The following is a 21,120-nucleotide window of genomic DNA, read 5'->3' as shown; positions in this document are numbered from 1 at the left end:
TGTTCCCTTTTAGCGAATCCTCCTCCGCGCGGCGGCCCAGATTCGGTACGGTCGCGCCCAAATCCACATCCTTGCGCCAGATTCCAAACATAAGCCCACAAGGCACACGGGCACACGGAGTTCTTCTGCGAAGCTACCCCGGCAGCGGGCCACGTCCCCGCATCACCGTATAATGGGCAAAACAACACGCGATCTAACGGAGACCCCATGCCAGACAGCCCAGCCATCAACCAAGAGAATTCCTCGTCCGCAAACGCAAGCGCGACCGCAGCGGCGAACGCAAACGCGACCGACGGCGCGTTCGACGCGCACGCCCCAGGGTCGCTAGGTGCACTGGCTCCCAGCTGGTGGGAACCCGCCGACGGCGAGGAGGCGGAGCCCTGGCTCACCGCGGAAGACGCATACGGCCGCTTCCTCGAATGGGTGGAGGCCCGCGGCATCGAGCCCTGGCCGCACCAGGAAGAAGCCCTGTTCGCGCTGGCCGCGGGCAGCAACGTCATCCTGGGCACGCCCACGGGGTCGGGCAAGTCGCTGGTCGCGATCGGCATGATGTTCATGGCCATGGCCACCGGCCAGCGCGGCTACTACACCGCCCCCATCAAGGCGCTGGTGTCCGAGAAGTTCTTCTACCTAGTCGACATCTTTGGGCGCGACAACGTCGGAATGATCACCGGCGACTCGCACATCAATACGGACGCGCCCATCATCTGCTGCACGGCGGAGATCCTGGCCAACCAGGCGCTTCGCGAGGGCGAGGACACGGACGTGGGCTTTGTCGCCATGGACGAGTTCCACTTCTTCAGCGATCCGGACCGCGGCTGGGCCTGGCAGGTGCCGCTGCTCACGCTGCCGCACACCCAATTCATGCTCATGAGCGCCACGCTGGGCGATATGACCGCCATCTCGCAGGCGCTCGAGCGCCACACCGGTCGCGACGTGGAGACCATCGCCGATGCCCCGCGCCCCGTGCCGCTCTCATACGAATACGTCAAGACCGGTCTCGAGGGCACGGTCGAGCTCGCGCTACGCCAGGGCGACTCGCCGCTGTATATCGTCCACTTCTCGCAAGACGCCGCACTGGCGAGCGCGCGGGCGCTGGCGAGCTACGGCGTGGCCACCAAGGAGCAGCGCGAGGCCATCAAGGAAGCCATCAAGGGCGGGCGCTTCACCACGGCGTTTGGCAAGACGCTCAAGCACCTTATCTCCTGCGGCGTGGGCCTTCACCATGCAGGGTTGCTGCCGCGCTACCGCCTGCTGGTCGAGAAGCTCGCCCAACAGGGCCTGCTGCCCGTCATCTGCGGTACCGACACCCTGGGCGTGGGCATCAACGTTCCCATCCACACCGTGCTGCTCACCGGCCTCACCAAGTTCGACGGCTACAAGCAGCGCCGCCTGCGGTCGCGCGAGTTCCATCAGATCGCCGGCCGCGCGGGACGCTCCGGCTTCGATACCGAAGGCGTGGTCATCGCCGAGGCGCCCGAGTACGAGATCGAGAACCACAAGGCCGAGCTCAAGGCCATGGGTGACCCCAAAAAGATGAAGAAGCTCAAAAAGAAGAAGCCGCCGGAGGGCTTTGTCACCTGGAACCAGGGCACCTTCGACCGCCTGATCGAGAGCGCGCCGGAAACCCTCAAGCCCCGCATGCGCATCACCAACTCCATGGTGCTGGCAGAGGTTGAGCAGGGCGGCAACGCCTGGCGCCGCGTCCTCACCCTGATCGAAGACTCCCTGCAGACGGATGAGGAGAAGGAGCGCCTGCGCGCCCGCGCCGCCCAGATTTTCGCGACGCTGATCGATGCCGGCGTGGTGGTTCGCGAGGAGCTGGACGAGAACGGCAAGCCCGTCGCCGCCTCGAATCTCTCCGATCAAACGGAAGCAGCCACCGCACCCGCCGGCGCGCCCGAGCAGGATTCCGATGCGGACACCGATGCGGATCCCGATGCGGACACCGAGGCGGAGCCAGAATCCGGCGCCGCGAACGATGCCGAGGTCGCTGCCTTCCTGGACGGCGATGCCTCCTACTACCTCACCGTCGACCTGCCGGAAGATTTCGCGCTGGACCAGCCGCTCTCCCCCTTCATGCTCGCCGCGCTGGAACTGCTCGACCCGGAAAGCGAGACCTACGCCCTGGACGTCATCTCCATGGCGGAAGCCACGCTTGAAGACCCCAAGCAGATCCTGCGTGCGCAAGAGCGCCAGGCGCGCGACCGCGCCATGAACGAGATGAAGGCCGAGGGCATCGACTTCGAGGAGCGCGTGGAGAAGCTGCAGGACATCACCTATCCCAAACCCCTGGAAGACATGCTTGCCGCGGCCTTTGAACAGTACTGCTCCAAGGTGCCGTGGGCCGGCGACTACGAGCTCTCGCCCAAAAGCGTCCTGCGCGACATGTTGGAGAGCGGCAGCGACTTCAAGGGCTACATCGCCCGCTACAACGTCGCCCGCTGCGAGGGCATCCTGCTGCGCTACCTCACCGAGGCCTACCGCACGCTGGACCGCACCATCCCGCACGACAAGCGCAACGAAGAGCTCAACGACGTTGTGGCCTGGCTTGGCCTGGTGGTCCGTTCGGTCGACTCCAGCCTGGTGGACGAATGGGAGAACGCCGGCTCTACCTTGGATGCCGCGCCCCCGCGTCCCGCGGACGCCGTCGTCATCGACCGACGCGGCCTCACCGTGCTGGTGCGCAACTCGCTGTTCCAGCGCGTTCGCCTCGCCGCCCGCGGCCGAGCCGACCAGCTGGGAGCGCTGGACGAGGATTGGGGCATGGGAGAGCTGCGCTGGCGCCGCGTGCTCGAAGCGTTCTTCGAAGCACATGAAGAGCTGCTCACCGATGCGGACGCCCGCTCCATGGCGTTCCTCTCCATTGACGACTCGGACGAGAAAACCGACCACGTTTGGCACGTTCACCAGGTGTTCAGCGATTCAGACGGCGACCGTGACTTCGGCATCATGGCGGATGTAGACCTGGACGCGACGCAGGACGGCGACGGCATTGTGTTCGCCAACTACCGCGCGGGCGTAATCGAGGACACCGCGGGCTAAAAACGCTCTAATAAGACAGCAAAAGAGAACGGGGGCGCCATGTGATCAGCTCGACGCATGGCGCCCCCGTTCGGTGTGGTCAATGAGCGCCACGAGGCGGGCAAGCCTCGCTTTATACATTGCGAAAACCCGCCGGATCCCACCCTGCGACCAACCAGGCAGGGAAGAAGCACCGCGAATACGCACAGCCAGTTGAAAACAAATCAAGCGTATGCGCAATATAGCTAATACATGTCTCCAATTAAGTACGTGTAAAGCGGAACAAATAGACTTCCGCAAGGACCCTTTAACGTTCAAAGCGGACAAGCACGACCTTGTCAAAGGCATGGGTGGCCCCTGCTTACCCGCCTCGTGGCACTCATTGACCACGCCGAATGGGTACGATTTTTTAGCGCCGTTTTCGCCTGCATAAACATCCACATTTCACGCTCATTCATGCATAACATGCTCCCCGAGGCCTTCCAGGCAAACCTGAATCGCAATCCCCTGCTCAACGCACAGCGCAGCGCGCCCGCCCTCGCGCCGCGAACCATCCCGACAGCAGCCGCCAGGCGGGAACGGCGTAGAGATAGATCGCCAGCGCCATGCTCGACGTGATGGGCGCGCCCATGGACGCCAGCGGCACCGCCCCAGCGATGGACCACGGCAACAATCCCGCCACCAGCACCACGGAATCTTCCAGGTCAAGGGCATGGTCGTTCGCAGACTGATCGAGATCGCCGCACAGCTGGTGCGCCAGCATGATCGCCAACGTCTGGTTGCAAGAAATGATCGCCGTAAGCACAGACGTCATTAGCGTAACCCCGTAAGGAGAAAGCCGCCGCGACATCCTCCGCACCACGCGGTCGATGCCCGCCAACAGCGGCGTCTCCTTAAAAATGCCCGCATACGCGGAGGTGATGCAGACGATCTGCACCGCATCGAGCATTGAAGCCAGCCCGCCGCCGGAAAGCGCCCGTACCTGCGGCAGCGAAGCCGCGTATCCCAAGATTGCCGTGCGAGCTACGTCCGCCATGGTCATGTCCTGAACCATCAGACACAATGGAATCGAAGAGGCGATGCCCGCCCCTATGACCGCCAGGATATCAACGCGCATCAAGGCCAGGGCGAACACGATCATCGGCGGCAGCAGAACCACGGGCCCCACGGCAAATGCGCTCGCCAGCGAAGCGGCCATATCACCCGCCTCGCCGCTTGCGGGGATAAGCGGCCCCAGCGCGAATTACACGGCGCACGTCAACACAAAGGGAACCGCCGCGCTCTTGACCATGCGCTTCAGGTTGTTGTAGAAATCCGTGCCGATAAGATCTGCCACCAAAAGAGCGCTGGTAGAGATGGGCGAGCAACGGTCTCCAAAAAACGCCCCGGAAAGCGCCGCCCCGCCCGCCGCGAAAAGTGGTACGCCCATGGCACCCGCCATCGAGATGCAGATGGATCCCACCGTCGCGGCCGTGCCAAACGAGGTCCCCGTCAAAACGGAAACAAGGCAGTTGAGCAGAAAAGTCGCCAACAAAAACACGCCAGGGCTGATGAGCGGCACGGCGTAGTACACGATGGCGGGGATCACGCCGGCGGCGCGCCATAGCCCCGTGAGCACGCCTATCAGCGCCAGCATGCCCAGGATCTTAGCGATAGGGGCGATTCCCTCCCAACACATGCGGGCAACCCGCCGCGCCGAACCGCTCCATCGCCACGCATAGATGCAAAACGCCGCCAATCCAACAAACAGCGCGCACACGGTCGGCACTCCGGTAAAGATCGCGCCCACCAAGGCTGCGCAGAATATCCCTAGAGTCACAAGTTCCGTAAACAGCTCCCCTCGCACCATTTAGGATACGCGCGGGCAAGGGGTTTGGCTACGGGTATGCCCATAGGCAAAGAAGCGCAACCAGCGTCCAGCAATTGGATACATTTGTTACTTTTTGTAGAAACCAGTTGGTATTTATTAGTAAAAATCAGCATTTACCAGCAAATATTTTTAATACCGTTCACCGATTGGCAAGAAAGCCTCTGGGATTATTCCCATAATTGCAGATCGTCCAGAAAAACGAACAAGGCGCCTTCCCTGTAGCTGCAGATATTGTTTATACGACATGTGTACACGTTCTCAGAATCTGTTCGAACGAACATGAGCAACCACGCGCCGCCTAGAACCGCACGCCGACTCGCCGCCCACGGCAAAAAACGCGCTCCCGAAAATAGGAAAATCTCGCACGTTCGAGAATCCCACGTGAAGCAACGCATCGAGAGGAGCACTATGAACCACCGCTACGTGAAGGGGTCGGCCGTCGCGATCGGCGCATGCACCTGGGCGCTCGCCGCGTCCCTCACCGCACCCGCAGTCGTCTTCGCCGCGCCGACGAACCTGGCACAGGGCAAGCCGGTCACCGTAAGCAGAGACGCCAGCGGCAAGAACACCACCACCAAGCTTACCGATGACGACAAGACCAAGGGTTCGCGTTGGTCCGCAGAGCAAAACGTCCCCCAGTGGGCGATCTTAGACCTCGAAGAGTCAAAGACCTTCGACACGTTCGAGATCACCTGGGAAAGCGCCACCGAGCACGCGGTCGACTTCCAAATCTTTGTATCAGATTCCAGCAAGGAAGACGGCTGGGGCGAAGCGAAGAGGGCCGTCACCGGCAACAAAGACGCCGTCTCGACCATCAAGCTCGAAAAGCCCGTCACAGGCCGCTACGTAAAGCTGCTGGTCACCAAGGTTTCCAAGTACCCCAATGTCAGCGCCTGCGATTTTACCATCATGAACTCCGCGGACGATGACGGCTCGCAGCAAACACAGGACCCTGCAGCCAACGTCGCCCTCAAAATGACCGGCGTCTCAGACAGCGAGGAGGCGGACACCCTAGGGCCAAACAATCTCTTTGACGGCAAGGTCGATAAGCGCGAATCCCGCTGGTCAAGCGCTTCCGCCAGCGAGAGCGCCTGCCCCACCACCCCTCACTGGGTCTACGTCGACTTGGGCCAGACCCGCGACGTCAAGACCATCCGCCTGTTCTGGGAGCAGCGCAAGGCCAAGGGCTACAAGATCCAGCTGGCGCAAGACGGCGCGGACCTCAACCAGGAGAGCAGCTGGGTAGACGCCTACACCAACAACGACCATCCCGCCGCAAAGATGGAGACCATCACCCTGGGCGACACCGCGAAGCAGGCCCGCTACGTGCGCCTCTACATCAACGGCAGCACCTATAGCGACCCGGATGGCGGCACCGCCTGGGGCACCGTCTCGCTCTACGAGATGGAGGTCTACGGAGGCGAGCCGGCCACAAGCATGGGCGACATGCTCTCGGGCATCACCGTCAACGCAGAAATCGACCCCGCCAAGAACTTCACCGACCAGATCACCCTGCCCAAGCACGAGGGCTACCAGATCACCTACAACGGCACGGACTACGAGCAGGTCATCGATGCGGACGGCACCATCTACCAGCCCATCGTGGACACCAAGGTCAAGGCGTCCTTCAAGGTGGTGGACGAGAAGACCAAGGCGTACTCCTTCCGCGAGGTCGAGGTCACCGTGCCCGGCTCCATGAAGGGCAGCGAGCAGGGCGAGGCCGCTCCGGTCATCCTTCCCGAGCTGCGTGAATGGAAGGGCGGCACGGGTCGATTCACCGCCTTTGCCCGCGTCACCTACAAGGACGCCTCCCTTAAAGAGATGGCCGAGCAGTTCGCCTCGGACTACCAAGCGCTCACCGGCCGCGGCATAGAGGTCGCCAAGGCGGACGCCGCCCAGGCCGGAGACGTCTTCTTCACCCTGGGCGCGGACAAGAAGCGCGGCCTTAAGGAGGAGGGCTACCTCATCGAGGCCACCGCGGACAAGATCACCGTCAGCGCAGAGGCCGTGGCGGGCGCCAACTGGGGCTCCAAAACCATCCTGCAAAGCGTCAAGCAGACCGGCGACTTCCCCTGCGGCACCGCACGCGACTACCCGCTGCACAAAGTCCGCGGCTTCATCCTAGACGTGGGCCGCAAGACGTTCACCATCGAGTGGCTGCGCCAGCTCACCGACCAGATGTCCTGGTACAAGATGAACGACCTGCAGATCCACCTCAACGACAACCTCATCCCGCTCGAGCAGCTCAAAGACCCCATGCAGGCCTACTCCGCCTTCCGCCTGGAATCGGACGTCAAGGCCGGCGAGGGCAAGAACCAGGCGGACCTTACCGCTAAGGACGTGTGGTACACCAAGAAGGACTTCAAGGCCTACATCGAGCACTCGCGCGCGCTGGGCGTGAACATCATCCCAGAGATCGATACCCCCGCCCACTCGCTCGCCCTCACCAAGGTGCGCCCGGACCTGCGCCACGGCACCGCCGGTCGCGCAACCGACCATCTGGACCTCAAGAACCAGTACGACGAGAGCCTGTCGTTTGTCCAGGGTATCTTTGACGAGTACGTGCAGGGCGGCGATGCGGCCGTCTTCGCGGACGCGGACGTGATCCACATCGGCGCGGACGAGTACAACGCAGACGGCAACGCCTACCGCCGCTTTGTGAACGACATGTTCACGTACGCGGAGGACAACGGCAAGACCGCCCGCGTATGGGGCTCGCTCTCGGAGATCAAAGGCGACGTGGCGGTCAAGGGCGTCTCCGATACCGGCAAGCGCCGCCAGATGAACCTGTGGAACCCCGGCTGGGCGGACATGAAATCAATGTACGACCTTGGCTTCGAGCTGATCGACTGCCAGGACGGCGCGTTCTACATCGTCCCCAACGCCGGCTACTACTATGACTACCTCAACCAGAACTCCTGCTACAACGACAAGGTCAACGAGATCAGCGGCTTCGAGATCCCCGCGGGCGACCCGCAGATCTCCGGCGGCGCCTTCGCCGTATGGAACGACATGTGCGACTTCCAAGAAAACGGCATGAGCGAGTACGACATCTACCGCCGCATCGACGGCGCGCTGGGCCTGTTCGCCGCCAACACCTGGGGCAAGACCGGCGCCGTCGACCTCGCCGCCGCGCAAGAGCGCGTGAAGCAGCTGGGCGACGCCCCCTCCACCAACTTTGGCTACGAGCAAAAGGCCAGCCAGCAAGGCTCGATCGCCCATCTCACCATGGATTCTTTGGACGATGCATCCGGCCAGAAGCACGCCCTGGGCAAGATGGAGAACGCCGAGCTTGAGAGCGTCGACGGGCGCCAGGCACTGCATCTCAACGGCGGCAAGTCCTTTGCCAAGCTAGATGGCATCGAGACCGCCGGTCTGGGCAACAGCCTGCGCGTCAAGGTCAAGCGCACGGACAATTCCAAGGACGCGCAGGTGCTGTTCGAGTCCCCCTACGGCAAGATCATGGCCGTCCAGGAGAAAACCGGCAAAGTGGGCATCACCCGCGAGAACCGCGCGTATTCCTTCAACTACGCCCTGCCCGCCAACCAGTGGGTTGAACTCGAGTTCAAAAACGAGTTCGAGAAGACCCATCTGTATGTGGACGGCAAGCTGGTCGACACCATCGGCACCAATGCGCGCGCCCAGATCAAGGCCACCTGCATGCTGCCCGTAGGCACCGTTGGCAGCGAATCCGGCAACGCGTTCGCGGGTTATGTGGACGATATCCGTCTGGGCACCGCTAAAGACTTCAACTCCACCATGCCCCTGGACCACGCCGTGGTGAAGGCGAACCTGCTGGCCTCCAAGAACCCCGCCATCAAGGGTGACGCGGAGCTGCAGGGCATGCTGTCCCAGGCTGCAGAGGTCTTCCGCCAGTACGACCCGTCGGCAGACGCCATCGCCGATCTCGCCGCCAAGATCGAGGCCAAGCTGGACGCCGCAGGCTACAAGAAGGCCGACTACGGCCGGATCGACGCCTACCTCGCCATCATCCCCGCCGACCTCTCCGAGTACGAGGACGCCGGTGCGCGCGCCGTCACGATTGCCCGCGACAGCATCGTTCGCAACATGAGCGCCTCGCAGCAGGATGTTGTGGACAACTATGAGAAATCCCTGGTCAGCGCCCTGGACGAACTCAAGCTCAAGCCCGTCGCCGACCTGAGCGTGGTGGACCCCGCCCTGCTGAAGGCGACCGCGGACTGCGAGAACGGCGACGGCAAGGCGGCAAGCGCTCTGGACGGCAACACCGGCAGCATCTGGCATTCTCGCTACAGCCCAGACAAGTGCACGGGACAGCACCACATCACCCTAAGCTCGGAGCAGCCGCTGGGCGTGGACGGCATTGTCTACACCCCGCGCCAAACCGGCACCAACGGCGAGCTTAAGAAGTACGAGGTCCACGTCTCCGCCGACGGCAAGACCTTCAAGAAGGTCGCGGACGGAACCATCAAGAACCTCACCCGCGACCCCTACCTCATCAGCTTCGAGCGCCAGGACAACGTCCGCGCCGTCAAGCTGGTCTACATTGAGGGCGAGGGCGGCTTTGCGTCAGCAGCGGAGCTTCGCCTGCACGACGCCAACGCCGTTGCGGACACCGCAGCACTGAAAGCGCAAATCGCCGCGGCGGAGGCCGTCAAGCAGGGAGAAGGCGCCGCGGCGTTCTCGTCCCAAACCTATGACGCGCTGACCTCGAAGATCGCCGAGGCCAAGGCACTTGCCCAGGGCTCCCCCACCATCAACGACGCCAACGCCATGAGGTTGTCGCTCATGGAGGCAATCCTCAACCTTCGCCTTGAGGGAGCGCCGGCGCCCACGCCCGATCCCGAACCCCAGCCGCCCGTGACCCCGCAGCCGCCCGCCAAGGACGATATCGAGATCCCCGCGCACCCCGGCGGCAAGGTGGAGGTGAGCCCTAAGAACCCGGATGCGGGCGATAAAGTCACCGTTTACCCCAAGCCGCAGGCGGGCAAGGAGGTCCGCAGCATCTCCGTCACGGATAAGGACGGCAACAAGGTCGAGGTCCGCAAGAACGAGAAAGGTGAGTTTGAGTTCACCATGCCCCAGGGCGACGTCGAGGTGAACGTGGTCTTTGGCTGCGACGGCGGCGATCTATGCGAAACCCACAAGTTTGCCGACATCGACGCGAGCCAGTGGTACCACGACCCCATCGACTGGGCACTTGAGAAGGGCTACCTGCGGGGCTACGAAGGTACCAACTTGATGGGCCCAAGCGACACCACCAGCCGCGCGCAATTTGTCGCCATGCTGGCGCGCGCCGCCGGCGCCGACAACGGCAAGCTGGACGGCAAAGGCGGTACATTTGGCGATGTCGACGCCGACGACTGGTTTGCGGGCGTGGTCGCCTGGGGCGCCGAGAACGGCATTGTCAGCGGTTACGACGGCACCAATGACTTTGGCCCCGACCACGCGGTCACGCGCGAGCAGGTGGCGGTGTTCTTGATGCGCTTTGCCCAGAAGAACGGCGTCGATACCTCGGGCCGTGGCGACCTGTCCAAGTTCCCCGATGCCGGCAAGGTGTCCGATTTCGCCGGCAACGCCATGAAATGGGCTGTTGAGGAGGGCTTTATCAAGGGCCTGGACTCCGGTGAGCTCAAGCCCGGCGACGTGGCTTCCCGCGCTGAAGTCGCAACCATATTGATGCGCTACTTCGAGGCGCAGGAACAAGCGCAGTAGCAACCCCAGGAATCGCGGCCCCAAAGCCAGCGACTCCACAACCCACTTAGCAACCCCGTACGACAGGGCGCCCCGCTTGCACGTTCGCAGGCGGGGCGCCCACTTTATTTGCAGGCGGCAAACGGGGAGTGGCCATGGCGGGCGGGCGGCGGAGCGGAGCCGCCAACCCAAGGCGCATCGGCTAACAAAAGGTACAGCGCGGCAGCGAGCCCCTCCCTATATTCGAGCCATCGATACAAAGGAGGAGCCCATGACGTCCACTACCGCAGCCGCCGACGCGGCCCCCGCCGCAGCCGCTGCCAACGCCCTGCGAGACTTCACCCGCAAATGGCTGCCGCGCTTTAGGGACAGCCGCCAAAACCTGCACCAGCTGCTGGACACAGGCGAGTTTCGCGCCGGCTGCGCCGCGCTTGGATATATGGACGATGCGGGCGAGGCCTTCGACGCCACGTATCCCGGCGCCTTCGACAACCTCGAGGAGCTGGACTGGCATCTGCCCGCCGTCACGGACGCCTCGCTTCTGGGATCGGCCGTCATGTCAAAATGGGATCAGGTTTCGCACCTGGTGAGCCATCATTTCTGGGCGACGGACAAGGCCCGCTGCAAAGCCGCGGGGCACGAGGTGCGCCTGTGGTTCATCCTAGCGCTCGAACGATTGGCGCAGCTCGCGGGCGAGAACTCGTCCGCGCCGCTGACCTGCCAGCCCACCGCGCTCTACCTTATATCGAGCACGCACGATCACAGCCGGCAGCCCTCGCGAAGCCCCCTTGTGCACCAGCGGCTGGAGCTCCATCAAAACGGCGACTGCCGCCTGGTCGATCATTATTTGGACGAATACGGGCGCAGCTGCATCTCATCCGACTCCTACATCTCCATATCGAAGGACGAAGCCGCCCGCTTGCTCGATGAAGCGTCTGACTGGATGGGATGCCATTGCTGCAACGTGTACGAATCGAATAGCGGCACATGGACGCTGATTATCGAGGACGAGGAAGGGCGCAGCCACTACGCCTTTGGCGCGCTGGCGATGCTCGATAATCGCCTGGCGCATCTGTCCAACTCGCTGCGACGAGTCCTGCAGCGCCCGGACCTTCTGGCGTGCTCCCTGTAACGGGCGCCGTGCCGCCGCAGCCGGAGACGTCGCCAATCCAAACACGGTCACGCTTCATCGTCCACATAATTAATTGCTATCATTGTAGACGTATATGTAATTGTCAACGCTTATTTAACGTGGTAGTGATTGGTGGTGCGGCAATGGGTGGCGATACCTATATTCCCATGGGAGATGCGGCACGAGCGCTGGGCGTGACCAAGCCGCGAATCTCGCAATTGCTTTCATCAGGCGAGCTAACGGGGTCGCTTGTTGGCGGCAGGCGGATGATCGATGGCGATTCGACCGAACGCTACCTTGCGGGAAAGGCTGCCGCAGTCGAGTTCGACGCATCGCGAACCTTTGTCCTTATGTCTGCCGACCATGAGGTTGCAGTGGTGCGCCATGACCCGCGGAAAGATAACCCCCTGGTTGTTCGCGAGATCCTGGATGCGCCGCGCATGCCCCTTGGCACCGTCACCTCCGGCGGCAAGACGAAACCCCGAAACGTCACGGACTGGTGGGGACACAGGTCCGTTCCTGCCTCTCGTCCAGGGCTGCTCGCCCGCCTTGGCCAAATCGAGATTGCCGACTTCTCCTTGCTGCCCCTCAATAACATGGCGCTCTCGCTCTCGGACTGTTATTGGCTGCGGCCCGCCACCAATGAGACCCTACAGTGGAGCGACGTCAACTATTTTGAGAACGACTTTGTCCAGTCAAACCTTATGGCGTGGGATAACTGGCTCAGTGCGGTGGGGCTCGATTCGCCCGACAACACGTCTGAGGGCGAGCTGCCAAAGCGCTGGGTTATCCGCGATGGCGTGCGTTGCCTTGCCAAAGGCTGCACGGGCGATGACCAGCGACCGTTTAACGAGGTCGTAGCGACCGCCCTGTACTGCCGCCTGCTGCAGCCGGACGAATACGTTCCCTACACCCTTGCGCACATCCAAGACGGCCCCTTGTGCCTATGCCCCAATTTCTTGGGCGAGCGCGAGGAGTACGTTCCGGCGGCGCTTGTTCGCGGCGACCTTTCTTCCATGCGCGGGGCCACAACGTACGATCGCCTGGTCCGCTTTGCGGAGCGCCACGCATGCGATGCCGCTAACATGCACTGTGCGCTGTCGCAGATGATCGTATGCGACGCAATCCTTGCGAACACGGACCGGCATTGGTGCAACTTTGGCTTTATCCGCTCGGTCGACACGCTGCAGATGCGCCCCGCGCCTCTTTTCGACTCCGGCAACTCGCTGTGGTACAACAAGACGCCGCAGCAGGTAGAGCGAAACGACTGGACGTTTCAAAGCAGGCCGTTTGAACCCAATCCCGCGCACCAGCTGGCGCTTGCCAACGACCTTTCATGGTATGACCCCACCGCTTTTGATCACGCTGCTTTATCCGGTTTTGTGGACGAGGCGGTCGAGATTCTCTCGCACAGCAAGCACGCAGCCGCAAACGGACGGCTTGACTACATTGCGCGCGGGCTTCAAAAGCGTGTGGACCAGGTATCCGCGGCGATGGAGGCGCTGCAGTTTGCCCACCGCGGCTGGCGATAGCTTCTAATCTGAATTATCGACCAGAAGAAGGACGCAGGCTCCAGGTAGGACAAATTTCGAGTTAGCGCGGAACTTAGGTCAAATAGTCGCTTAGTGCGGAAGATTTTGGACCAAATATTGAGTTAGTGCGGAATGGGCGATAGATAGTAATGGTACCTTATGAATAGAGCGTTCGCGTCGTTCGAGTTAGAAAGCTCGGGCACCACCGCTCGATGTATAAGGCGAGCCCGTCAGGGCGACTCCAATCCGTACTAACGCACTATTTGACCAAACCCCCGCACTAAGGCACTTTTTGACACTCCGCCCTTTCCGCACTAAGGCGTTTTTTGACATCCCCCACCGCTCTAAGAAAGAAGAGTTTCGCCCAACCAGAGCGAAACCCTTCTTCTACCTGCAATTATGGTGCAGATTACTATGCGACTTCACGAAACGAGCGGTGGCTCCGTTTACTCGAACTCAATCGTTCCGCAAGGCTTGGGCGTGAGGTCGTACAGGACGCGGCAAATGCCCGGAACCTCGGAGGCGATGCGGTCGCCGATCTTCTTGAGCAGCGCCCAGTCGAGCTCGGGGACCTCGGCGGTCATGGCGTCGACGGTGTTGACGGCGCGGATGAACGCCGGCCACTCGTAGAGGCGCTTGCCGTCCTTCACGCCGGTGACGCGGAAGTCGGGCACGGAGACAAAGTACTGCCAAACCTTGCCCTCGAGACCGGCTGCGGCGAACTCCTCGCGCAGGATGGCGTCGGCCTCGCGCAGGGCCTCCAGGCGGTCGCGGGTGATGGCGCCCAAGCAGCGCACGCCCAGGCCGGGGCCGGGGAACGGCTGGCGCTCGACCATGTTCTCGGGCAGGCCCAGCTCGCGACCCACCATGCGGACCTCGTCCTTATACAGCAGGCGAACGGGCTCGCACAGCTCGAACTGCAGGTCGTCGGGCAGACCGCCAACGTTGTGGTGCGCCTTGACGCCGTCGGACTCGAGGATGTCGGGGTAGATGGTGCCCTGTGCCAGGAAGCTCACCTGGTCGCCCACCTTGCGGGCCTCTTCCTCAAAGACGCGGATGAACTCGGCGCCGATGATCTTGCGCTTGGTCTCGGGCTCGGCAACGCCGTCCAGAAGATCCAAGAAGCGGTCGGTGGCGTCGACGTAGACTAGGTTGGCGTCCAGCTGGTTCTTGAAGACGTCGACAACCTGCTCGCTCTCGCCCTTGCGCATAAGGCCGTGGTTGACGTGCACGCAGATCAGCTGCTTGCCAACCGCCTTGATCAGCAGGGCCGCGACAACGGAGCTGTCCACACCGCCGGAAAGGGCGAGCAGCACGTTCTTGTCGCCGATCTGCTCACGGCAAGCGGCAACCTGCTCGTCGATAAACGTGCGAGCAAGCTCCGGGGTGGTGATGCGAACCATGTCGTCAGGACGCTTGTTGGGATCCATCTGGACTCCTCCCATGTGTAAGTGCATATACCAATCTAAAAGTATATAGGATTCGCAGCAGCTTAGGCGCAACAAGCAGGGGCTATCAGGCACCGGATTAGCAACGCTTGATTAGCAGCCCCGGATCAGTAGCCCCAAATCAGCGGCACAGATTAGCGGCTATCCCAGATGCGCGGTATAGAGCGGCTTGTAGGTCGCCCCTTCTTGCGAGAGCTCGCTTTTATAGAGCGTCACGCTGTTGGAAGAGCTTTCTGCTGGAAAGACTAGATCGGACAGCGCCTGCGGAAGCACGCGTGCTCGTCGAGCCAGCGTCACGTGCGGATCGAACGCTTTCTCGTCATATGAAACCCCCTGTGCTCGCAGCTCCTCGCGAACCGCCATGGCGAGATTCATAAGGTCGCGCCCGTGCGCCAGCTTAAGCAACAAAGTCGCGTCGACCGGCTTGCCGTAGATCCCCAGGCCGTCCGGCACCAACCGGATCGCGGCGGCATGAGCGCACGCGGTGTCCAAAACGTCCATAACACGGCGCGCCTCCGCCTCGCTAATCTCGCCCAAAAACGCAAGCGTCACATGGTAGGTGGAACGCGCAACAAACCGTCCGCGCACCATAGAAGAAAGCTGTCGAGATAAATCGGCAACCTGTTCGATTAGTTCATTGGGCAGATCCAGGGCTATAAAAGTTCTCATGCTTACTCCCCCACCGCAACGGAGCGATCGCAAGCCAATCATGCGATATCGGCGTTGCATTCCACCAGGTTGTACCCGTTGTGCGCAACATGGCGCGACGCGCCCGCAAGCGCACGGCGGCATTCCGCCAACGTCGCCATGCGCAGCCGCGCGCCCATCGGGATATCATTTGTTCATAGTAAGCCACATTTAACTTATTGCGATGTTTTTGAGAATGAGTATCAATATGAGTCTAAGCAAGCCCCATTCTCCGCATAATGAAAATCGTACCAAGTGCGGTTGCCCGGAGAGGGCCCACAGGGACTGGGCGCCCGCACTATCGCCTGCGACCGAATGGAGAAGGTCATGAAGTTTGTATGCCCCGTTTGCGGTTACGTTGAGGAGTTCGACGGCGAGGAGCTGCCCGCCGATTTCAAGTGCCCCCAGTGCGGCGTTTCCGGCGACCGCTTCATCAAGCAGAGCGACACCGAGATGACCTGGGCCGCCGAGCACGTCATCGGCGTTGGCAAGCTCCCCGAGGTCTCCGAGGACATCGTTAACGACCTGCGCGCCAACTTTGAGGGCGAGTGCACCGAGGTTGGTATGTACCTGGCCATGGCTCGCGTTGCTCATCGCGAGGGCTATCCCGAGATCGGCCTGTACTGGGAGAAGGCAGCTTACGAGGAGGCCGAGCACGCTTCCAAGTTCGCTGAGCTCCTGGGCGAGGTCGTAACCGACTCCACCAAGAAGAACCTCGAGATGCGCGTTGAGGCCGAGAACGGCGCTACCGCTGGCAAGACCGACCTGGCCAAGCGCGCCAAGGCTGCCGGCCTGGACGCCATCCACGACACCGTTCACGAGATGGCTCGTGACGAGGCTCGCCACGGCAAGGCTTTCGCTGGCCTGCTCAAGCGCTACTTCGGCTAAGCCACAACGGACACACCGGTCATCCGGCTCCGTAGCACGCATTCTAGCTGCTAGACATACGGGACGGCTCGCATATGCGGGTCGTCCCGTATTTTATTTAGATGGACGTTCAGGGCCTGTCCCCCAATACCCGGCAAAACCAACGCGGCCGCCTGCAGGATTATCCTTTGCAGGCGGCCGCGTTTTCTATGCAAGCTGTCGTGGTCCTATAGGGCATTTATCTCAATCCGCGGTGCGCACACCAGAGTCGCACGCGCCGGACATGCACCGCGAAGCGCTACACCTCGTAGCTGTCCGCGGGATCCGGCTCCGCGCCGTCCGCCGCCTCAATCGACACGCCGTCGCGGGCAGCTTCTTCCGCCGCGGTACGTGCTTCGTCAAACTTCGCCTTCATGGTCTTGTTGTGCCAAGTGAGTTTGCGAATGGTCAGCTCCTCTGCCTTGTTGTTGGCCAGGCGCAGGTTGTTCTCAGAAGAAAGCAGAGCCTCCTTGGTCTTTTGCAGGTGCGAGATGGTCTTGTCGATCTCATCGATCGCTGTCTGGAACTTCCTGCTCGCCAGGTCGTAGTTGCGAGCAAAGCCGGTCTTGAACTCCTCCATCTTGGCCTCAAAGTTGGTCACGTCGATGTTCTGGCGGCGCGCCAGCTCAAGCTCCTGCTTGTAGGTAAGCGAGTTCATGGCGGCGTTGCGCAGCAGCGTGATCATGGGAATGAAGAACTGCGGACGAATCACGTACATCTTGGGATAGCGGTAGCTCACGTCCACAATGCCCGCGTTGTACAGCTCGCTTTCCGGCTCAAGCAGCGTCACCAGCACCGCGTACTCGCAGCCCTTCTGCGTGCGGTCGTGGTCGAGCTTCTTAAAGAAGTCCTCGTTCTTGTGCTTGGTGGCCGTGGTGTCGTTCTCGTTTTTCATCTCGAACATGATCGAGATGATCTCGTTGCCGTCCTCATCGCACTCGCGGAAGATGAAGTCGCCCTTGGTGCCCTCGGACGCGTCGTTGTCCTTCTCAAAGTACGCGTTGGGAAACGCCGTCATGCGCAGGCGGTTGAACTCGGTCTCGCAGTGCTGCTCCAGGGTCTCGCCCACCATCTTGGTAGAGAGGCGCGCCTTCATGTCGCGCAGGCGCTCGATCTCCTCGTCCTTAAAGCGGACGATTTCCGCGTTGGCCTTGCGGGTCTGCTCCAACTCAAGCTCATGGGCGGCCTGCACCTGCTGGCGCTCGGAATCGCGCACGGCCTGCTCGCGAGCAAGGGCCGCCCGTGCGTCGTCGCGCTCGCGCTCGACCGCGGCGACGGCTTGCATGCGGGCTATCTCCGCCGCACCCTTTTGGGACTCCAGCTTGGATTTAAGGTCCGCCACTTCTTGTTTGGACGAGGATATCTGCTCTTGCATGGCCTGCTGCGCCTGGGAGCGAGCCGCCTCCACGGCAAGGTCGCGCTGGCTTGCCGCCGCATCCAGCTGCACCTTGAGCTGGACTGCCTGGGAGGTCGCCTGCTGCAGCTGTTCCTGCAGCGTACGGCGCTCCTGCTCTGCCTGGGTGCGTAGGCGCTCGGCCTCCGCCGCCGCCTGCTCGCGGGACTCCTCGCGCAGGCGGGCCTGCTCAATCTGTGCCTGGTTGTCGCGCTGGGCAAGCTGCGCCTTGAGCTCGTCCACCTGATGCTGCAGCTCCGCCGCCGTCTTCTGCGATTCCGCGCGGGCCTGCGCCGCAGCCTGCTCGCTGGCAAGCGCGCGCTCCCCCACCGCCGCCTCAAGCTTGGCGGTGAGCTCGGCCACTTGGGCATCGCGCTGGGCGGTCACCTGCGCCAGCTCTGCGTCGCGGCGAGCCGTAAGGTCGGCAAGGTCGGCATCGCGCTTGGCCTTGAGCTGCGCCAGCTCCGCATCGCGCTGCGCCATGCTCTGCTGCAGCGTGGCCTCCGCGTCCGCGCGGGCAAGCTGCAGCGCCTGCTCCTTCTCGCGGGTGAGCATCTGCATACGCTCGGAAAGCTCGTCCGCAAACTCCTGGTCGCGAACCTGCTTCATAATGTCAGCGTACCCGGTCTCATCAACCTGAAAAACCGTTCCGCACTTTGGGCACTTGATCTCATTCATACGCGCTCCCGCCTTTACCGCCTGGCGACCGGTCAAAAATGCTGTCAGCTGGGTTGCCGGAGCCTTCAAACCGATGGGCCTTTAAACTCTTTCAACTATACCCGCTCGTGCGGACTTAATTTGTACCGAACAGGGATGCGCCGCGGCGCTGCGGGATTCCCATCGGGGATTCCTATCGGCGTCTACGCCTAGTTCACTTCCCAATAGGTAGTGCTAACGGAAGTGAAAGCGCATTCACTTCCGATACATAAGCCGGAAACGAAGCGAAAGGGAACGCCGCGAGCGCCGGTCACGGAGCCAAGCATCTCGCCGCGTCTTTGATGGCGATAACCTGCGAATCGTACGGATTGTCCGCCCGCGCCTACTCGTCCCGCGCCTGATCGCCGCGCTCCAACAGCCGACGCTCGCGGTCGGAATCCGGCACGGGGTCCACGCCCTTAAAGAACGCAAGGATCTCGTCGCGGCTCACGGGGCAGTAGTTGTTGGCATCCACCCCCACGTCGTAGCGCAAAATGCCCAAATCGCGGTTGCGCAGGTTGTACTCCGGCTTGGCATGGATGTGCCCGTGCAGGTGGATAGCATGGCGCCACTTACCGTTCCAGCTGAGCATGGGGTAATGCAGCATGCACATGCGCTGGCCGTGGCACATACCGGGCTTGAGCTCCGCGTAATCCAGCACCTCGCTAAACGCCGGCGGATGACCGGGCTCGCCCCACCCCTTGTCATGGTTGCCGCGCACCAGGATCACCTTGCGGCAGTTGATGCGGCGCCGCAGCGCATACGCCTGCTCAACCGTGATGCGGTACGAGAAGTCGCCCAGCACGTAGAGCGTGTCCGTCATGCTCACGCGGTCGTTGATGCTGGCGATAAGCTGCGAGTTCATGCGGCCTATGGACGAGAACGGGCGGTCGGCAGCCGGAATGATGTTGGCATGCCCAAAGTGCGTATCAGCGGTAAACCAGATCATAAGAAAGCTATCCCCCATATTCCCATAGCAATCTAGCCAGCCCCATTCTCTACCAAGATGTAAAGCAGCTTCATCAACTATTGGTGTCCAATTTCAATTATCGGCATTAAAGCAAAACAAGCGGGCGTCCCAACCAGAACGCCCGCCCTCACCAAGCAACAAAGCCAGGAACTCTATCCTATAGCCTCAAGAACCGCATCGACAATCTTCTTAGTATTCATCATTCCAAAGTCCTGGGGAGGAATGATGTAGATGGGAATATCCCCAGCAGTTTTCGCAAGTTCTTCGGCCATATACTTAACATGCGGACCAAGTAGAATCGCCTGCATGCCGTCCATTGCCGACTCGGCCTCAGCAATGGGAAACACCTTTACTTCAACGTCCAGGCCACGTCCACGGGCCTCTTCCTCAAGCTTCGCACCCAGAATACTTGTCGTCATGCCTGCAAAACAGCATAGCATCCATTTCATATTGACCAACCCCTTCTGAGTTACGCGACTTCCGCCTGTGCGGGAGCCTCGGCCTGCTCTTCTTCTACCTTCTTCTTTTCATATGCCTTGAAGAATGGGTAGTAGACGAGGCCGTTAAGAATTATGAGTCCAATTATAAAGATGAGCGCCTTGACATCCATGGTCGACAGCAACGCTCCGATAGGCGCGGGAACGTTCCAGCCAGGATAAGCAAACGTATGGTTGATGATGCCAAGATCCATTACCAAGAACGTAAGGCCCGCATTGAGAACCATATTGAGAATAGAGGGAACGAACATCAGCGGGTTATACATAACGGGCAGGCCGAAAATAATGGGCTCGTTAACTCCAAAGAGCGTGGGGATGATACCGAGCTTGCCGATGGTGCTGATCTGCTTAGAACGGCTCCTCAAGGTGAGCAACGCCAGGGCAAGGGTTGCCCCGTTGCCGCCGATGGTAATGAAATACCACACAAAGGGAGGGGTGACCGTGCAAGGCAGGGCCGTAGCGGCGGCACCCGCGGCATAAGCCGCCATATTCGCATCAAGGTTGGCATAAAGGAACGGATCGAGAGGACTTGTAAGAACGGAATCGTGGATTCCGAACCAGAAGAACAAAGGCATCAGGAAAGCAATGAGCATGATGCCAGCGGGGCTGTCGACCGCACCAACCAGAGGAGAAACAATCGTCGCGATGAGATTGGCGAACGGCGCCGCAGTCAACTTAATAGCGGCGGTGCTGATAAGGGAAACAGCGAGAAGGCATAGCGCAGCGGGTACAAGATGAGCCATAGACTCGCCAAGAGCGGGAGGTACGGCGCCGGGCAGATTGATGCGGCCAACGTTCCGTTCCGAAAGGAATTTGAAAAGCTCGACCGTGGCAACAGACATAACGATGGCGCAGAACAATCCAGCGCCGCCGATAAAGTCCGTCATGAGGGCGCCCTCAGTACTGATAAATCCCGTGGCAATGAAGGAGGCGGCGCTAAGCGCAACGGGAAGGTACGAGTTCATCTTGTAGTGACGGGACAGGAAAAACGCCAGTCCCACAGAAACCCAAAGCGCGAGGCATCCGGTTGTGATGGTGTTGATGATAGTAAAGGGAAACGCCAGAAAATCGGCAATCGTCTGCCATCCCTGCATGAAGGATTGCGCGATGCCCGGATCCATGGTCGTGTAGTCCATGGGCGGCGTAACGATAACCAACGCCATGGACCCTATCGTCATAAACGGAATAAGCGTCAGGAACGTATTCTGAATCGCCTGGATATAGCGGTTTGCGCCGAGCCGGCCAGCAACAGGAGCAACGTGGCGCTCGATAAACTCGGTAAACTTTTCCAT

13 protein-coding genes are annotated in these 21,120 nt (G+C 61.2%); 5 read left to right on the top strand and 8 right to left on the bottom strand.

All coding sequences use genetic code 11. The features are described 5' to 3' along the window. Nucleotides 1-207: 207 nt before the first annotated feature. Nucleotides 208-3,045: a DEAD/DEAH box helicase gene (locus tag HMPREF9452_RS07755; RefSeq protein WP_009141584.1), complete on the top strand. Its 2,838-nt coding sequence runs from the start codon at nt 208-210 to the stop codon at nt 3,043-3,045. Nucleotides 3,046-3,535: 490 nt separating this feature from the next. On the opposite strand, the gene HMPREF9452_RS11595 is transcribed toward HMPREF9452_RS07755, so the two are convergent. Continuing rightward, a complete protein-coding gene (locus HMPREF9452_RS11595) occupies nt 3,536-4,222 on the bottom strand; it encodes a Na+/H+ antiporter NhaC family protein (protein ID WP_009141583.1) in 687 nt (228 codons plus the stop codon). Between the two features lie 45 nt (nt 4,223-4,267). Then, a complete protein-coding gene (locus tag HMPREF9452_RS11590) occupies nt 4,268-4,843 on the bottom strand; it encodes a Na+/H+ antiporter NhaC family protein (RefSeq protein ID WP_187116509.1) in 576 nt (191 codons plus the stop codon). Nucleotides 4,844-5,302: 459 nt separating this feature from the next. Between HMPREF9452_RS11590 and HMPREF9452_RS07745 the strand changes: the two genes are divergently transcribed. The 3 genes from HMPREF9452_RS07745 (at nt 5,303) to HMPREF9452_RS07730 (ending at nt 13,231) form a co-directional block, all read left to right on the top strand. After that, the gene (locus HMPREF9452_RS07745; protein ID WP_009141581.1) at nt 5,303-10,588 is read left to right on the top strand and encodes a discoidin domain-containing protein; all 5,286 of its coding nucleotides are present in this window, start codon (nt 5,303-5,305) and stop codon (nt 10,586-10,588) included. A gap of 250 nt (nt 10,589-10,838) precedes the next feature. After that, on the top strand, nt 10,839-11,699 hold the full coding sequence (locus HMPREF9452_RS07735) for a hypothetical protein (protein WP_009141580.1): 861 nt from the start codon (nt 10,839-10,841) through the stop codon (nt 11,697-11,699). A gap of 143 nt (nt 11,700-11,842) precedes the next feature. Further along, a complete protein-coding gene (locus tag HMPREF9452_RS07730) occupies nt 11,843-13,231 on the top strand; it encodes a helix-turn-helix domain-containing protein (RefSeq protein ID WP_009141579.1) in 1,389 nt (462 codons plus the stop codon). A 446-nt stretch (nt 13,232-13,677) separates the two neighbouring features. Here the strand turns inward: HMPREF9452_RS07730 and guaA are convergent, their stop codons facing one another. Together guaA and thpR are read right to left on the bottom strand one after the other, a co-directional pair. Next, nucleotides 13,678-14,661 (bottom strand): glutamine-hydrolyzing GMP synthase, encoded by a 984-nt coding sequence (gene guaA, locus HMPREF9452_RS07725; protein ID WP_009141578.1) that lies wholly within the window; start codon nt 14,659-14,661, stop codon nt 13,678-13,680. A gap of 159 nt (nt 14,662-14,820) precedes the next feature. Then, entirely contained in the window at nt 14,821-15,348 is a 528-nt protein-coding gene (gene thpR / locus HMPREF9452_RS07720; RefSeq protein ID WP_009141577.1) for an RNA 2',3'-cyclic phosphodiesterase, read from the bottom strand. Nucleotides 15,349-15,693: 345 nt separating this feature from the next. Between thpR and HMPREF9452_RS07715 the strand changes: the two genes are divergently transcribed. Then, entirely contained in the window at nt 15,694-16,254 is a 561-nt protein-coding gene (locus HMPREF9452_RS07715; RefSeq protein WP_009141576.1) for a ferritin family protein, read from the top strand. Nucleotides 16,255-16,531: 277 nt separating this feature from the next. Here HMPREF9452_RS07715 and HMPREF9452_RS07710 read toward each other — a convergent pair whose 3' ends face one another. The 4 genes from HMPREF9452_RS07710 to HMPREF9452_RS07695 form a co-directional block, all read right to left on the bottom strand. Further along, nucleotides 16,532-18,343 (bottom strand): DUF2130 domain-containing protein, encoded by a 1,812-nt coding sequence (locus HMPREF9452_RS07710; protein ID WP_009141575.1) that lies wholly within the window; start codon nt 18,341-18,343, stop codon nt 16,532-16,534. Nucleotides 18,344-18,704: 361 nt separating this feature from the next. Next, entirely contained in the window at nt 18,705-19,310 is a 606-nt protein-coding gene (locus HMPREF9452_RS07705; RefSeq protein ID WP_009141574.1) for a metallophosphoesterase, read from the bottom strand. A gap of 173 nt (nt 19,311-19,483) precedes the next feature. Next, entirely contained in the window at nt 19,484-19,780 is a 297-nt protein-coding gene (locus HMPREF9452_RS07700) for a PTS sugar transporter subunit IIB (RefSeq protein ID WP_009141573.1), read from the bottom strand. A gap of 20 nt (nt 19,781-19,800) precedes the next feature. Further along, nucleotides 19,801-21,120, bottom strand: coding sequence for a PTS sugar transporter subunit IIC (locus tag HMPREF9452_RS07695; RefSeq protein ID WP_009141572.1), 1,320 nt, complete (start codon nt 21,118-21,120; stop codon nt 19,801-19,803).

It is taken from the genome of Collinsella tanakaei YIT 12063, from assembly GCF_000225705.1.
GTDB lineage: Bacteria > Actinomycetota > Coriobacteriia > Coriobacteriales > Coriobacteriaceae > Collinsella > Collinsella tanakaei.
The sequence above is the reverse complement of the archived record's forward strand: the minus strand, read 5'-3'. Positions and strand labels throughout refer to the sequence as shown.

Coding starts and splice junctions, on each gene's coding strand:
- HMPREF9452_RS07755 (WP_009141584.1), top strand. CDS start 208: ATGCCAGACAGCCCAGCCATCAACCAAGAGAATTCCTCGTCCGCAAAC.
- HMPREF9452_RS07695 (WP_009141572.1), bottom strand. CDS start 21,120: ATGGAAAAGTTTACCGAGTTTATCGAGCGCCACGTTGCTCCTGTTGCT.
- HMPREF9452_RS07745 (WP_009141581.1), top strand. CDS start 5,303: ATGAACCACCGCTACGTGAAGGGGTCGGCCGTCGCGATCGGCGCATGC.
- HMPREF9452_RS07710 (WP_009141575.1), bottom strand. CDS start 18,343: ATGAATGAGATCAAGTGCCCAAAGTGCGGAACGGTTTTTCAGGTTGAT.
- HMPREF9452_RS07705 (WP_009141574.1), bottom strand. CDS start 19,310: ATGATCTGGTTTACCGCTGATACGCACTTTGGGCATGCCAACATCATT.
- HMPREF9452_RS07730 (WP_009141579.1), top strand. CDS start 11,843: ATGGGTGGCGATACCTATATTCCCATGGGAGATGCGGCACGAGCGCTG.
- HMPREF9452_RS07700 (WP_009141573.1), bottom strand. CDS start 19,780: ATGAAATGGATGCTATGCTGTTTTGCAGGCATGACGACAAGTATTCTG.
- HMPREF9452_RS07715 (WP_009141576.1), top strand. CDS start 15,694: ATGAAGTTTGTATGCCCCGTTTGCGGTTACGTTGAGGAGTTCGACGGC.
- guaA (WP_009141578.1), bottom strand. CDS start 14,661: ATGGATCCCAACAAGCGTCCTGACGACATGGTTCGCATCACCACCCCG.
- HMPREF9452_RS07735 (WP_009141580.1), top strand. CDS start 10,839: ATGACGTCCACTACCGCAGCCGCCGACGCGGCCCCCGCCGCAGCCGCT.
- HMPREF9452_RS11595 (WP_009141583.1), bottom strand. CDS start 4,222: ATGGCCGCTTCGCTGGCGAGCGCATTTGCCGTGGGGCCCGTGGTTCTG.
- thpR (WP_009141577.1), bottom strand. CDS start 15,348: ATGAGAACTTTTATAGCCCTGGATCTGCCCAATGAACTAATCGAACAG.